Here is a 13,842-nt window from a genome sequence, read left to right as displayed (position 1 = left end):
CTGTATTTATCCTTTACATGGAAATTTGTCCATGTTTTTCATATGTAGTTACTTTTTTTATTTTATTTTCTTCATCTACAAATACTACCTGCGGATGAAATTGTGCTGCTTCTTCCGGTGTCATCTGTGCATATGCCATGATAATCACATGGTCGCCTGTTAACACCTGTCTTGCCGCTGCACCATTTAAACATATCATACCACTTCCCGGCTCTCCTGCAATAGTATATGTTTCAAATCTGTTTCCATTTTCTACATCTACGATCTGAACATTTTCATATTCCATAATTCCCGCCGCAGCCATAAGCTCCGGATCTACGGTAATACTTCCTACATAATTTAATTCCGCCTGCTTTACGATTGCACGGTGGATTTTTCCTTTTAACATTTTTAAGTACATTTTTTATTCCTTTCTAAATAAGCTGGATTTCGCTCTGCTCTATCTTTTTTAACTTTTTACTTCTGTTGTTCTAGATATGTTCTAGGCAGTTACAAAGTTATCAATTAATCTTGTTTTTCCGATATATACTGCTGTTGCTACTAAACATGGTACGTCTATGGTCTGTACCGGCTCTAAATTCTCGTTATCTACGATTTCGACATAATCTACCTTTGCCAATGGTTCTGTTTCCATATTTTTAATGATAGCTTCTCGTACTTTTGCTGCATCCTTTTCTCCTGCTTCTATCATTTCTTTTCCAAGTGTGAGAGACTTATTTAAAATCAATGCTGCTTTTCGTTCTTCATCGCTTAAGTAAGTATTTCTGGAACTTAATGCAAGTCCATCTGCCTCTCTTACGATTGGACATCCTACCACTGTAATATCAAAGTTTAAATCACGCACCATACGCTTAATCACTGCTAACTGCTGTGCATCTTTTTGTCCAAAGTATGCTCTGTCCGGTGTTACAATATTGAATAATTTAGAAACTACTGTACAAACACCTGAAAAATGTACCGGTCTTGTTTTTCCACAAAGTCCTTTGGTTAATTTATCCATATCCACAAAGGTACATTTATCCGGATAATACATTTCTTCCGGTTCCGGATGGAAAATAATGTCTGCCCCTGCTGCTTCACAAAGTGCTGCGTCTCTTTCAATATCTCTTGGATAACTGGATAAGTCTTCGTTTGCCCCAAACTGTGTTGGATTTACAAAATCACTTACTACTACTTTATCATTTTCCGCTACCGCTTTTACAATTAAGCTCTTATGTCCGTCATGAAGATATCCCATGGTTGGCACTAATCCAACGGTAAGTCCTTCTCTCTTCCATCCTTTTATAATTGGTCGTAATTCTTCTATGGTTGTTATAATTTTCATGTTTTCTTTCTCCTATACCTTGAAATTTCTCATATCCTGTCCGAGACTATACTAAATTTGCTTTTTACATTTAGTACAGTTTTTCGATTACTTCATCATCTATTTTAAAAGTATGCTCCGCTGCCGGGAATGTCCCATTTTTTACTTCTTCACTATATGCTGCAAATGCTGCCTTCATCTGCTCTCCAATCTGTGCAAAATGTTTTACAAACTTCGGTTTGAAGTCACTAAACATTGCCAGCATATCCTGATATACTAATACCTGTCCATCGCATCCTGCACCGGCTCCGATTCCAATGGTTGGAATTCTTAATTTCTTACTGATTAATTCTGCTAATTTTGCAGGTACACACTCTAACACAACAGCTACTGCACCGGCTTCTTCTACTGCCAACGCATCTTCTAATAATTTTTTTGCTGCTTCTTCTGATTTTCCCTGCACTTTAAATCCGCCAAAGGCATTTAAGGACTGTGGGGTTAATCCCAAGTGTGACACAACCGGAATAGAAGCATTGGTAATTGCTCTGATATGCTCTGCTACTTCTTTACCACCTTCTAATTTTACTGCCTGTGCACGTCCTTCTTTCATCAATCTTCCTGCATTTACTACTGCATCATATACGGATGTCTGATAAGACATAAATGGCATATCCGCTACAACAAATGTATTTTTTGCACCTCTTGCTACTGCGGCAGTATGATGAATCATATCTTCCATGGTAACAGATAAGGTATCTTCGTATCCTAATACTACCATTCCTAAAGAATCTCCTACCAAAATCATATTGATTCCTGCTTCGTCTATCAGTTTTGCGGTAGAATAGTCATACGCAGTAAGCATGGTAAGTTTTTCTCCATTTTCTTTTGCCTGTTGAATTGTAACTACTGTGTTTTTCATTTTTCCTCCAATTTTCACTTACTTCCTCTTAACATCTTCCTGAAATAGCTGTTGCATCTTGTGATAATCGCATTTGGGATTTTTCTCCTTAGCAACTTCTAACACTAATTTTCCATTTGCCTGATATGCCTGATTCCACAAAGCGTTATTCTCTAACGCTGCAAGATGTTTTTTCACCGTTTCTAAGTCATTTCGCTCGATTGGACCTGTTAAGGCTTCCTTACATCCATTGAAAAAAATACTGTTTACACTGTTTTTTACCAATGGCTCTAACATCTCATATGCCGTTTTCTCCGCAATTCCAGTTTCTTTTAACAATTCAATTGCCATCCATAAAAGTCCTGTCAACTGATTGCTAGCTACACTGGCTGCTGCATGGTACTTTCCCTTTGTCTCAGTTGGAATTGACACCACCTGATTCGGCAATATTGCAAATAATTCCTGCATACGGCTCAACGCTTTGGAATCTCCCTCTACGGTAAACAATGCTTCTGTTAAGTTCTGGTAAGCTGTGAATTTATTACTGAACGCATAAATTGGATGGATAGAACAAGCCACAACGCCTGCGCTCTCCTTATTTGAAAAAATATCACTTGATAATGAGCCACTAAGGTGGCAGATGACTTTGCCCTTCACATTCTTTGCCGCAATGCAATCCCATACGTTTTTTATTGCTCCATCACTCGTAGTAATAAAAAGGGTATCGCTTACTTCAATCAGTGAGTCTAAATCCTTAAAATAATTTGTGTTGCAAAACTGTGCCGCTTCTTTCGCATGTTCTATGGTTCTACTATAGAATCCCTGTATTTTCCCACCATGAGCGATAATATACTTGCCCATGGTAGTACCTACTCGTCCGGCACCTATAATTCCTATGTTAATATGTATTCGCCTCCATTTCATTCTTCTACATTACTGCATGAATCAAAAGGGATGGCACTATCAAAATGATACAGTTTCTTTCCAGAATACCGTTCGTTAATAAATTAACACATATGGGAATTTTTTACAACCCATTTTTGAATACCTATATTTTAATACAAAAAAATAGTGATTCCCTCAATCCCTCTTACAATTCTTCCTCTACTGCTTCCTCCATCAAACGCATTCCCGCAGTTGCCGACACAGGAAGGGAGAATACAATGGCTTTTGCCTTGCTTTCTAAACCTGCTTTTTCCATAATTGCTTTCATAATTTCTTTTTTTTGTTCGCTTTTTACTACGATAAAGACCATTTCCTTTTCTGCTACCAGGGTAACACCAAGGAATTTCTCTGCTTTTTCTGTTCCGGTTCCCTTGGCATGAATTACCGTTCCTCCTGCTGCATGCACCTGACGAGCTGCATCCATAACAAGTTCTGTATATCCCTGATTTGCGATTGCAACTAAAAGTTCATATTTTGTTTCCTTCAATGTGGATTCCTCCTCTTTTACAAATTTTTGTCCACTTAGCAGATAATTCAGTGCCTTTTTTCCGCCAATACTACTTAATGGCACTAAAAACGCAATTCCCATTCCCGGTAAATCAATCTGCATTTTCTGTTGCAAATCATACTTTACTTCTCGCCACTTTTCATTGGTAACAACATGAAATAATACACTTTTTTCCGTTCCTTCTAAGCCAAAATAATCTAAGATTTCACTGGCTGCTGTTCCCATTCCTACGGTAACACCGGAAACATCCAGTCCTTTTTCTTTATAAAAATGTACAAACTTTTTTGTAAGATTACGATTGGTAATCGTAACCATCATATGAAGCTGACTCATATTTTATATCCTTTCTGCTACAATTCAATAATTGCATCTTCATCCATATTGGCATAAGCATCTTCCACTGGGGAAACATCCTGTCTGTGCTCTTTGATTTTATAAATCATGCCTAATATCTGAATGGTAATAAGAGGGGTCATGGCTACCATTGCTACCACACCAAAGGCATCTGTTACCATATCTCCACCTACTGCCATACAAGCCCCTTGTGCCATTGGCAGTAAAAATGTTGCTGTCATAGGTCCGGACGCAACTCCACCGGAGTCAAATGCAATGGCAGTAAATATTTTCGGTACAAAAAAAGATAATCCAATGGCAATGGCATATCCCGGTATCAGGAAATAAAGTACCGGTATTCCCCAAAGAATACGCACCATGGATAAACCTATGGAAACTGCCACACCAATGGAAAGGCTAAGACCCATAGCACTTGCCGGAATTGCTCCGTCTGTGATTTCCTCTACCTGATGATTTAACACATAAACTGCCGGTTCTGCTTTTACAATAAAATATCCCATCACCGCACCAATGGGTATAATAATCCAGCGATAATCTAAGGAGGCAAGTGTCTGTCCCAGGTAATTTCCAGATGGGATAAATCCCACATTAGCTCCTGTTAAAAACAGTACCAACCCAATATATGTATACACTAACCCGATTACAATCTTCGTAAGCGTTTTTCCTGATAATTTTAAGGAAAATATCTGAAACAATCCGAAAAATACCACAATTGGAAGCAACGAAACTGCAATCTCTTTCATATATGCAGGCAATTCTGTGCCAAATAACTTCCACAGCTCTACGGAATCATTTATTTCCGGAATGGCTGCCAGACTATAATCACTTCCGGTTGGATGGTATATCATTCCCAATATTAATACCGCTAAAATCGGTCCGATAGAACAAAGTGCTACCAATCCAAAACTATCGTTTGCAGCATGGTGGTCATTACGAATAGAAGATATACCAATTCCGAGAGCCATAATAAACGGTACTGTCATAGGTCCGGTAGTAACTCCGCCAGAGTCAAATGCTACTCCTCGAAAACTCTCAGGAACTAAAAATACCAATCCGAACACAATAGCATAGAAAAATACCAGAAGCGGAGGAAGAGCAACCCCTAACAGCATACGAAGAAATGCGATTACCAGGAAAAATCCAACTCCGGCTGCCACTGCTAAAATCAAAGTGACATTTGGTACAGACGGAACCTGTTGCGCTAACACCTGCAAATCCGGCTCCGAAATGGTAACGATAAATCCAAGAATAAAAGATAATACAATGATTACAATAATATTTTTACTTTTTGTCATACTGGTTCCAAGACGTTCTCCCATTGGGGTCATGGACATTTCCGCACCTAGTGTAAAAAACATCATACCAATAATCAAAAATACTGCTCCTACCAGAAAACTCAGAAGAATACTTGGTGTAATAGGTGCAATGGTAAAACTTAACACCAGTACAATTCCTATAATCGGCAACACTGCCCGCAATGATTCTTCTAATTTCTTTTTTAATTTTCCTGTGTATTTTCCCAAACAATCGCCTCTTTCCTGTTTACATAATATTTGCTTTTTATTGTAACATAGGACTTCTCCCAAGGGCAAAGTCTTTTTTAATTTTAGCGTTTTATTAGCACTATAGAACAAATCGTTACCCGCTAGACTCTTTGGCATCCAACATAGCAATGTTACTTATGACTAATCAGCACTTTAACATAGTATTTCTTATGACACAAAAACCTCCTTACCTTGGCACCCTTGCCAACATAAAGAGGTTTTCTTTTCTTATTTTTTCTATTTTATTCTATTCTAAAAATTATGGCTCAATTTTTTCGATTCCACCCATGTATGGTCGCAATGCTTCTGGAATTCTTACGCTTCCGTCTGCCCGCAAATTATTTTCTAAGAATGCAATTAACATACGAGGTGGAGCTACTACGGTATTATTCAAAGTATGTGCAAAATATTTTCCGTCTTTTCCGTTTACACGAATCTTTAAACGACGTGCCTGTGCATCGCCTAAGTTAGAACAACTACCTACTTCAAAGTATTTCTTCTGTCTTGGAGACCATGCTTCTACATCCACAGATTTTACTTTAAGGTCTGCTAAATCTCCAGAACAACATTCCAGTGTACGAACCGGGATATCCAAAGAACGGAACAAATCTACGGTATTCTGCCACAACTTGTCAAACCATGCTTTAGAATCTTCTGGCTTACAAACTACAATCATTTCCTGCTTTTCAAACTGGTGAATACGGTAAACACCACGTTCTTCTATACCATGTGCTCCCTTTTCTTTACGGAAACATGGAGAATAACTTGTCAATGTCTGTGGCAACTGATCTTCATTTAAAATAGTATCAATAAATTTACCAATCATGGAATGTTCACTGGTTCCGATTAAGTACAAATCTTCTCCTTCGATTTTGTACATCATTTCGTCCATTTCTTTAAAGCTCATAACACCGCTTACTACGTTACTACGAATCATAAAAGGTGGTACACAATAAGTAAATCCACGGTTAATCATAAAGTCTCTTGCATAGGAAATAACTGCGGAATGGATTCTTGCAATATCTCCCATCAAATAATAAAATCCATTTCCTGCTACTTTTCTTGCACTGTCTAAATCTAAACCATGGAAGCTTTCCATAATTTCTGCATGATATGGAATTTCAAAATCAGGTACAACCGGCTCTCCAAACTTCTGAACTTCTACGTTTTCGCTGTCATCCTTTCCGATTGGAACAGATGGATCAATGATGTTTGGAATTGTCATCATAATCTTAGTAACTTTTTCCTGTAATTCTGTTTCCTTTTTTTCTAATTCATCTAAACGTTCTGCACTTGCATTTACCTGTGCTTTTACAGCTTCTGCTTCATCCTTTTTTCCCTGTCCCATCAAAGCACCAATCTGCTTAGACAGTTTTTTACGGTCTGCACGCAAAGCGTCTGCTTCCTGCTGTGTCTTTCTTGCCTGTGCATCTAATTCAATTACTTCATCTACCAATGGAAGTTTGCTATCCTGAAACTTATTACGAATGTTCTGTTTTACTACTTCTGGATTTTCTCTTAAAAATTTTAAATCTATCATGATTTTCCTCCTAAAATATAAAATGCCCTCGCCTCATGCACAAATATCCATGCATGGGACGAAGGCTTATGCTCCGCGTTGCCACCCAAATTGCCGCTCTTGCGACCTCTCTAATAGTATGATAAGGAATACTACTCCGTGGTTCTCACCACTGACTCTGAAAGTGGAAAGATTGTATCCCGTACCGATTCACACCAACCATCGGCTCTCTGTCACAGCATTGCAATCATAGCTTTCGTCATTGTCAAATTCTTTTCACATTATACTATTATTATTTTGAAAATGCAAGCTCCTTATGCCAGAACTCTATCAAAATTTTCCTATTCGTGTCGCAATGCATCAATTGGATTGAGATTTGCCGCCTTATAAGATGGAAGCAAACCAAAAATAATTCCGATTACCATAGAGAACACAACCGCCACAATGGCTGCCGGAACACTAATGGCAACTTTTGTTTCCATTACTTTGGAAATTACTTCTGCTAAAATAATTCCCACTACAACGCCAAGTATACCACCCATACTGGTTAATACTGCTGCCTCTGTTAAGAACTGTCCTAAAATCTTTCCTTTTCTGGCTCCGATTGCCTTTTTCAAACCAATTTCCTGGGTACGCTCTGTTACAGATACCAGCATGATATTCATAACGCCGATACCACCTACTAAAAGAGAAATTCCTGCAATCCAGATTAACATGGTATTGGTAGACTGGCTTAATTCCTGAATTTCCTTTGCCTGCTCTAACAGATTGACTGCCTTATATTTTAAGGTATCGTCCTGCACGGTAAGGTTCGCATTCAATATATCTGCCGCTTCTTTTCCCGCTGCTGTCATATTATCTGTACTATCCAGCTTCAATACCAATGTCTGCGGTTCATCATAGGAATAAATTACCGGCCATGTGGTATTTGGTACATATACGGAACCGCTGCTATCCTGTGCATACATATAATAATCATCCATAGAGTTGATTACCGGTTCAAACTTTGAAGATTTTTCTACCACACCAACTACCACATATGGCTCCTGTTGAATTTCAATGGTTTTTCCTACCGGATTTTCTCCTTGAAAGAGTGTCTCTGCTGAATCGGTATCTAAAATTGCTACTTTTCGCAGTTTGCTATAATCGGAATCTGCAAAATTTCTTCCACTTTTTACTTTATAATTACAGGTAGAAAAATAATTGTTGTCAATTCCATATATTTTTCCACCAGATAATCCTGTGTTCTGATGATATACTGTGTTATATCCTTCTCTATAAGTATATAAAGAAGCATTTTTTACATGATCCAAATCTACCATCTGCTGTCTTACTTCTTCTGAAATCACCGGAACTCCATCTGGTATTCCGTTATATTCCATTTCGTAAGCATTATCACCTTGATTTAACTGTACGGTCACTGTATTGTCACCTGAGCCTACCAGATTTTCTTTAATCTGCTCATTGGTTCCTTTGATAGTTGAAACAATTGCAATAATTGCTGCTATACCAATAATGATTCCCAACATGGTAAGAAAGGAACGCATTTTATGTGACCAGATGCCCTGAAAGGACAATCTTATATTTTCTAACATACTGTTTCCTCCTTAATACATTATTCCACCGGAAGACTCTTTTACTTTTACGCCTTCCTTTGCATTTTTTCCATATGGGAATGCTATTTTATCATCCAGACTAAGACCTGATACAATCTCTACCGCCTGACCCCAAAGAGTTTTTCCCGTTACTACATACTGCTTTACTAAGCGGTCATTCTTACCCGCTTTCCATACATATGACTTTCCATCTTCCTGGCGCACATAAGCTTTTTCTAAATAAATACTATTTGAAGAATCTTCATTGCTTGACATGGTAAGTTCCACAGATTCCCCATTTTTTAATCCGTCAGTATCTTCAATATAAGCAGTATATGGATAGTAAGATACATTTGGATTACCATCTCCACTCCATGCATTACTGTTTTCTTCCGGATATGTGGATATTTCTGTAATAGTTGCTTCAAAGCTCATTCCGCTTTCCCATGAATTTGCATAAACGTTCTGTCCTACTGATATGTCATTTAACATCAATTCACTTAACGCACCTTTTACATACAAACCTTCCGAACTGCTCACAGTCAAGAATGCACTACCATCTGTTGGTGGATTATCTTTATCTCCTACTTTTTTTACTACACCATTTACGGTTGCTGTTACTGTTCCGTTTTCTGCAATTTTTTTCATTTGTTCTAATTCCAGTTCCGCTTTTCGTTTGTTTAAATCAAGCTCTCGGATTTCTTTTTCCTTGTCTGAAATCAGCTTTGCTAATTCTTTTGCAGTATATCCTTGTGGAGCTTGTGGTTCCGGTGTACTTACCTCCGGTTCTGTTACAACCGCTTCATCATCCATCGTATCTTCTATTTGTGACTGGGTACTTACTGCCCATTTGGAGTCTTCTGCCATCTTCGGTAAACCATTTGCTCCGCTTATGCTCCAAGATGTAATCAATTCCCCATCAAACGTATTATTCTGATGAATCTCAAATATCACAAACTTTGGATTAGTTGCATCTTCAGATAAACTATTCAAATATTCACCTAATACATAACAATCCGGTGTACACAAAAATACATATGGGTCATTTACTGTTCCGCTTCCCTTATTCGGTACTGCATTTAATGAAATATAATTGTAAGCATCCCCTGTCTTCTCCGCTACTTCCGGTGTATCCGGTACTGTTGGTGTATCCGGTACTGCCGGCGTACTTGGTGTTGTGGATGTTTCCGGAATCGGAGTTGTTTTTTTCAATTTTTCCAATTCTTTTTGTGCCGCTTCAAGCTTACTTGTATCGGTGTCTATATCCAGTTGTTTCATTTCTAACTGCAAATTCGACAAGGTCATATCATAAGAAATCAACGGATCTCCTACGGAAACCGTCTGTCCTTCTGTTACCAATACTTCCTTAACGGTCTGGTTATCTAACAAATATACATCTTGTGACAAATCATTTGTTACTTCCCCATAGCTGCTCATTTCATTTCCACTATATCCCCAGTTCAAATCAGAAACAGATTGAACCTCTATGGTTGTATTTTCTGATTGATACCAGCGATATGCAAAAATTCCACCTACAACCAGTGCAATTACCACGATAATGGAAACTACTATAATAATTATCTTTTTCTTACTCATCGGCTGCCTCCTCACTGCCCTCTTCTGTAATCACACCGTCTATAATGTGTACAATACGCTTTGCATTTGAGGCAATCTTTCTATCATGGGTTATCATTACGATGGTAACCCCTTCTTCATTGAGTTTGTCAAAAAGTTCCATAATCTGTTGACCTGATTTGGAATCCAATGCTCCCGTTGGCTCATCTGCCAAAAGAATCTTTGGATTGTTTACCATGGCTCTTGCAATGGCAACACGCTGTTTTTGTCCACCTGATAACTGAGTTGGTTTAAAATCCACACGTTCTCCCAATCCAACTCGTTCCAATGCAGCAGCAGCACGTTCTCTTCGCTCTTTTTTCTTTATGCCGGCATAACTTAATGGAAGTGCTACATTTTCAATTGCAGACTGACGTGGTAACAAATGAAAACTCTGAAAAACAAATCCGATTCTTCTAAGACGCAGGTCTGACATCTCTTTATCTTTATATTTCAATACGTCTTCTCCTGCTAATTCATAGGTTCCGGATGTTGGTCTGTCTAAACAACCAATAATATTCATCAAAGTTGTTTTTCCTGAACCGGATGGTCCCATAATTGCCACATATTCTCCTTCTTCTACTTGGAGGGAAACATCCTTGAGTACCGGAACTACAAGCTTATCCTGCTGATAATCTTTATAAATATTCTGTAAATTCAATATCATTCTGCTCATCCCTCCGGTTCTTCTGCCGGGTTCGCAGACTGACTACTCTCACTATCAGTTGCATCTTTTCCTTCCGGCATAGCCTCTCCATCTTCACTCATTCCATCCTCCGGCACGCTTCCTCCGTCTTCGCTCATTCCGTCCTCTGGCATAGTTTCTTCTTCATTTACACCACTTTCTCCCTCTTGATTATAAAGCGGGGAAGAATAATCTACTTCTGATGCATCGGTTACCGTAGAAACACCTTCATATAATCCATCCATTGGATATGCAATGTAATCATCTTGGGAAAGTCCCGATTTAATTTCGTACTCACCTAATGCTTCATCATATTCCCCTAATTTTACTTTGCGTTTCTCTAATTTATCCTTTTTGTTTGCCACCCAGACATATGGTTCATCTCCACTCTGGTCAAGATAACCTTCAAATAACCAGATTCCATCTTTTTTCTCTGTTTGACCTTCGTCTAATTCTACATAGACATGCTGTCCTAAAATCAATCCATCGGTAGTATTTAAGGAAACATAAAATGGATATTTACTGGAAGTCTGACCGGAGCTGCTACTATCCATATACATATTGTTGTTATTGCTGGTTTCCTGATTCTCCAAATCCACTTTGCTAATAGTTCCGGTCCATGTCTGATTTTCATCTACTCTGGAACGTATAATGACACTCTGTCCTTCACTTAAGGCTCCAATGTTCTGTTCGCTTATGGTTCCTTTGATTCTGTAATCTCCCGTTGCCAGAATTGTCATATACGCTGCTGTATTTCCATTTGAATCTACTTCTTTTTCATTGATTGACTTTACTACTCCTGCAATCTGGCTGGTCACAGTAGCATTATTGATTGCATCCTGTTTCTTTTGTATTTCAATTTTTTTACTTTCGATATTGTATTGTGACTGTTTGATGTTATTTTGTAATCCCTGAACCTGAGTTGTGTAATTAAATTTTTCATCCTCCGGTGCTGTGTTTTTTTCATCATTCAGCTGTTTAATCTGTGCCTGATAATTGGTAATGTCGTTTTGAAGTCCCTCTACTTCTAACTTTGTCTGTTCTATTTCTGACTCTAATGTTTCCGTATCATATACAAACAAAGGTGTTCCTACTTCTACTGCATCCCCTTCTTTTACATAAACTTCTTTTACCGTCTTCTCACTGTTTTTATTTACTTCCCATGTTTCCTGAGGCTCTACTACTCCAGAATATCGATTCTGCGCCCCTGTATTTGCAGATACTAATGTCGCTACAGATTCCACATATACTTTATCTGCACTACTTCCTCCCGCATTGTTTCCTTTTAAGAAATACCATAGTCCACCCCCTGCCGCAGCTGCAACCACTACAACTGCTGCAATGATAATTCCTACTTTCTTTTTGTTCATCGTTCTCCTCCTGATATTTTAATAAAAAAGAGTTCCCTTGTCAGACTCTTTCGCACCCGAGCGGTGTCGCTCACGACTAATTTCATCTCCGCATAGAAAAAATGGCTACAACGCTCAATTGCCTTATAGCCATTCTACCATGGAAAGTTTATAAACTTCATGGAAGTTTCTTAATTTTTCCTTAATCTTAAACTAATGGATATTTTTCTGTTAATTCCTTTACCATTGCTTTTACTTCATCCGCTGCTGCTTCGCCTTCTTTAATCATTCTTGCGATGCATTCTGCAACCTTATCCATATCCTCTGTATTAAATCCTCTGGAGGTAACTGCCGGTGTTCCAAGACGAATACCACTGGTTACAAACGGAGACTTTGGATCATTTGGAATTGTATTCTTATTAGAAGTAATGTTTACGGAATCTAATAATTTTTCTACTGCTTTTCCTGTTAAATCAAATGGTGTCAAATCTACTAACATTAAATGATTGTCTGTTCCACCGGAAACAATCTTAATGCCACGATTCATAAGACCTTTGCATAATGCCTGTGCATTATCAATGATATTTTTCTGATATACTTTAAAACTATCATCCAATGCTTCTTTAAAGCAAACTGCCTTTCCTGCAATAACATGCATCAGAGGACCACCCTGAATTCCCGGGAAAATTGCTTTATTGAAATTGAACTTATCTGCGATTTCCTGACTGGAAAGAATCATTCCACCTCTTGGTCCACGCAATGTCTTATGTGTAGTTGTGGTAGTAACATGTGCATATGGAACTGGGCTTGGATGAAGTCCTGCTGCTACCAATCCTGCAATATGAGCCATATCTACCATTAAGTATGCTCCTACTTCGTCTGCGATTTCACGGAATCTCTTGAAATCAATGGTTCTTGCATAAGCACTTGCACCTGCAATAATAAGTTTTGGCTTACACTCTAATGCAATTTCTCTTACTTTGTCATAATCGATAAAGCCTTCATCATTTACACCATAAGGTACAACATGAAAATAAGTTCCTGAAAAGTTTACCGGACTTCCGTGTGTTAAATGTCCGCCATGGTCTAAGTTCATTCCCATCATGGTATCTCCTGGCTTTAACATAGCAAACTGCACTGCCATATTTGCCTGTGCCCCGGAATGTGGCTGTACATTGACATACTCACAACCAAATAATTCCTTTGCACGTTCAATTGCCAGGTTTTCTACTACGTCTACACATTCACATCCGCCATAGTATCTTTTTCCCGGATATCCTTCTGCATACTTATTTGTCAAAGGGCTTCCCATTGCTGCCATAACAGCCTTACTTACCCAGTTTTCTGATGCAATCAACTCAATGTGACTGTTCTGTCTTTCCATCTCATCTGTAATTGCCTGTGCTATCTGTGGATCTACATTTTTTACTTCATCAAATGCGTACATATCTTCCTATCCTTCCTCTTTTTATTCTCAACTGACTTATTTGTCAGTCATTCATTCTTGTTACGTTTATGATATTCTTTT

At 38.3% G+C, this 13,842-nt stretch carries 12 protein-coding genes; all 12 read right to left on the bottom strand.

Annotated elements, in window-relative coordinates; translation table 11 throughout:
* Positions 1 to 13 precede the first annotated feature (13 nt).
* The 12 genes from panD to glyA all read right to left on the bottom strand — a co-directional run bounded on the left by panD (position 14) and on the right by glyA (position 13,761).
* A complete protein-coding gene (gene panD / locus KQI83_RS09985; RefSeq protein ID WP_216557228.1) occupies positions 14 to 400 on the bottom strand; it encodes an aspartate 1-decarboxylase in 387 nt (128 codons plus the stop codon).
* Positions 401 to 481: 81 nt separating this feature from the next.
* Positions 482 to 1,324: a pantoate--beta-alanine ligase gene (gene panC, locus KQI83_RS09980; RefSeq protein WP_216557226.1), complete on the bottom strand. Its 843-nt coding sequence runs from the start codon at positions 1,322 to 1,324 to the stop codon at positions 482 to 484.
* A 70-nt stretch (positions 1,325 to 1,394) separates the two neighbouring features.
* Positions 1,395 to 2,222, bottom strand: coding sequence for a 3-methyl-2-oxobutanoate hydroxymethyltransferase (gene panB, locus KQI83_RS09975; RefSeq protein ID WP_216557224.1), 828 nt, complete (start codon positions 2,220 to 2,222; stop codon positions 1,395 to 1,397).
* 18 nt (positions 2,223 to 2,240) lie between these two features.
* Positions 2,241 to 3,125 carry a Rossmann-like and DUF2520 domain-containing protein gene (locus KQI83_RS09970; protein ID WP_216557221.1) on the bottom strand — a complete coding sequence of 295 codons (885 nt, stop codon included), beginning with the start codon at positions 3,123 to 3,125 and terminating at the stop codon, positions 2,241 to 2,243.
* Between the two features lie 166 nt (positions 3,126 to 3,291).
* Positions 3,292 to 3,987: a P-II family nitrogen regulator gene (locus KQI83_RS09965; RefSeq protein WP_216557216.1), complete on the bottom strand. Its 696-nt coding sequence runs from the start codon at positions 3,985 to 3,987 to the stop codon at positions 3,292 to 3,294.
* Between the two features lie 17 nt (positions 3,988 to 4,004).
* Complete coding sequence (locus KQI83_RS09960; protein WP_253295579.1) at positions 4,005 to 5,531, bottom strand: DUF1538 domain-containing protein; 1,527 nt, start codon at positions 5,529 to 5,531, stop codon at positions 4,005 to 4,007.
* A 280-nt stretch (positions 5,532 to 5,811) separates the two neighbouring features.
* Positions 5,812 to 7,092 carry a serine--tRNA ligase gene (gene serS, locus KQI83_RS09955; RefSeq protein WP_216557209.1) on the bottom strand — a complete coding sequence of 427 codons (1,281 nt, stop codon included), beginning with the start codon at positions 7,090 to 7,092 and terminating at the stop codon, positions 5,812 to 5,814.
* Between the two features lie 320 nt (positions 7,093 to 7,412).
* Entirely contained in the window at positions 7,413 to 8,666 is a 1,254-nt protein-coding gene (locus tag KQI83_RS09950; RefSeq protein ID WP_216557206.1) for an ABC transporter permease, read from the bottom strand.
* A 12-nt stretch (positions 8,667 to 8,678) separates the two neighbouring features.
* Positions 8,679 to 10,262 carry a biotin/lipoyl-binding protein gene (locus KQI83_RS09945; RefSeq protein ID WP_216557203.1) on the bottom strand — a complete coding sequence of 528 codons (1,584 nt, stop codon included), beginning with the start codon at positions 10,260 to 10,262 and terminating at the stop codon, positions 8,679 to 8,681.
* On the bottom strand, positions 10,255 to 10,947 hold the full coding sequence (locus KQI83_RS09940; protein ID WP_216557200.1) for an ABC transporter ATP-binding protein: 693 nt from the start codon (positions 10,945 to 10,947) through the stop codon (positions 10,255 to 10,257). The genes KQI83_RS09945 and KQI83_RS09940 overlap by 8 nt, the downstream gene beginning before the upstream one ends.
* 5 nt (positions 10,948 to 10,952) lie before the next feature.
* The gene (locus tag KQI83_RS09935) at positions 10,953 to 12,335 is read right to left on the bottom strand and encodes an efflux RND transporter periplasmic adaptor subunit (RefSeq protein ID WP_216557197.1); all 1,383 of its coding nucleotides are present in this window, start codon (positions 12,333 to 12,335) and stop codon (positions 10,953 to 10,955) included.
* Positions 12,336 to 12,522: 187 nt separating this feature from the next.
* A complete protein-coding gene (gene glyA / locus KQI83_RS09930; RefSeq protein ID WP_216557194.1) occupies positions 12,523 to 13,761 on the bottom strand; it encodes a serine hydroxymethyltransferase in 1,239 nt (412 codons plus the stop codon).
* Positions 13,762 to 13,842 lie beyond the last annotated feature (81 nt).

Origin of the sequence: Roseburia sp. MSJ-14 (assembly GCF_018918225.1) — a bacterium.
Lineage (GTDB): Bacteria > Bacillota > Clostridia > Lachnospirales > Lachnospiraceae > Petralouisia.
Note: the sequence above shows the minus strand (reverse complement) of the source record. Positions and strands in the feature narration are given on the sequence as shown.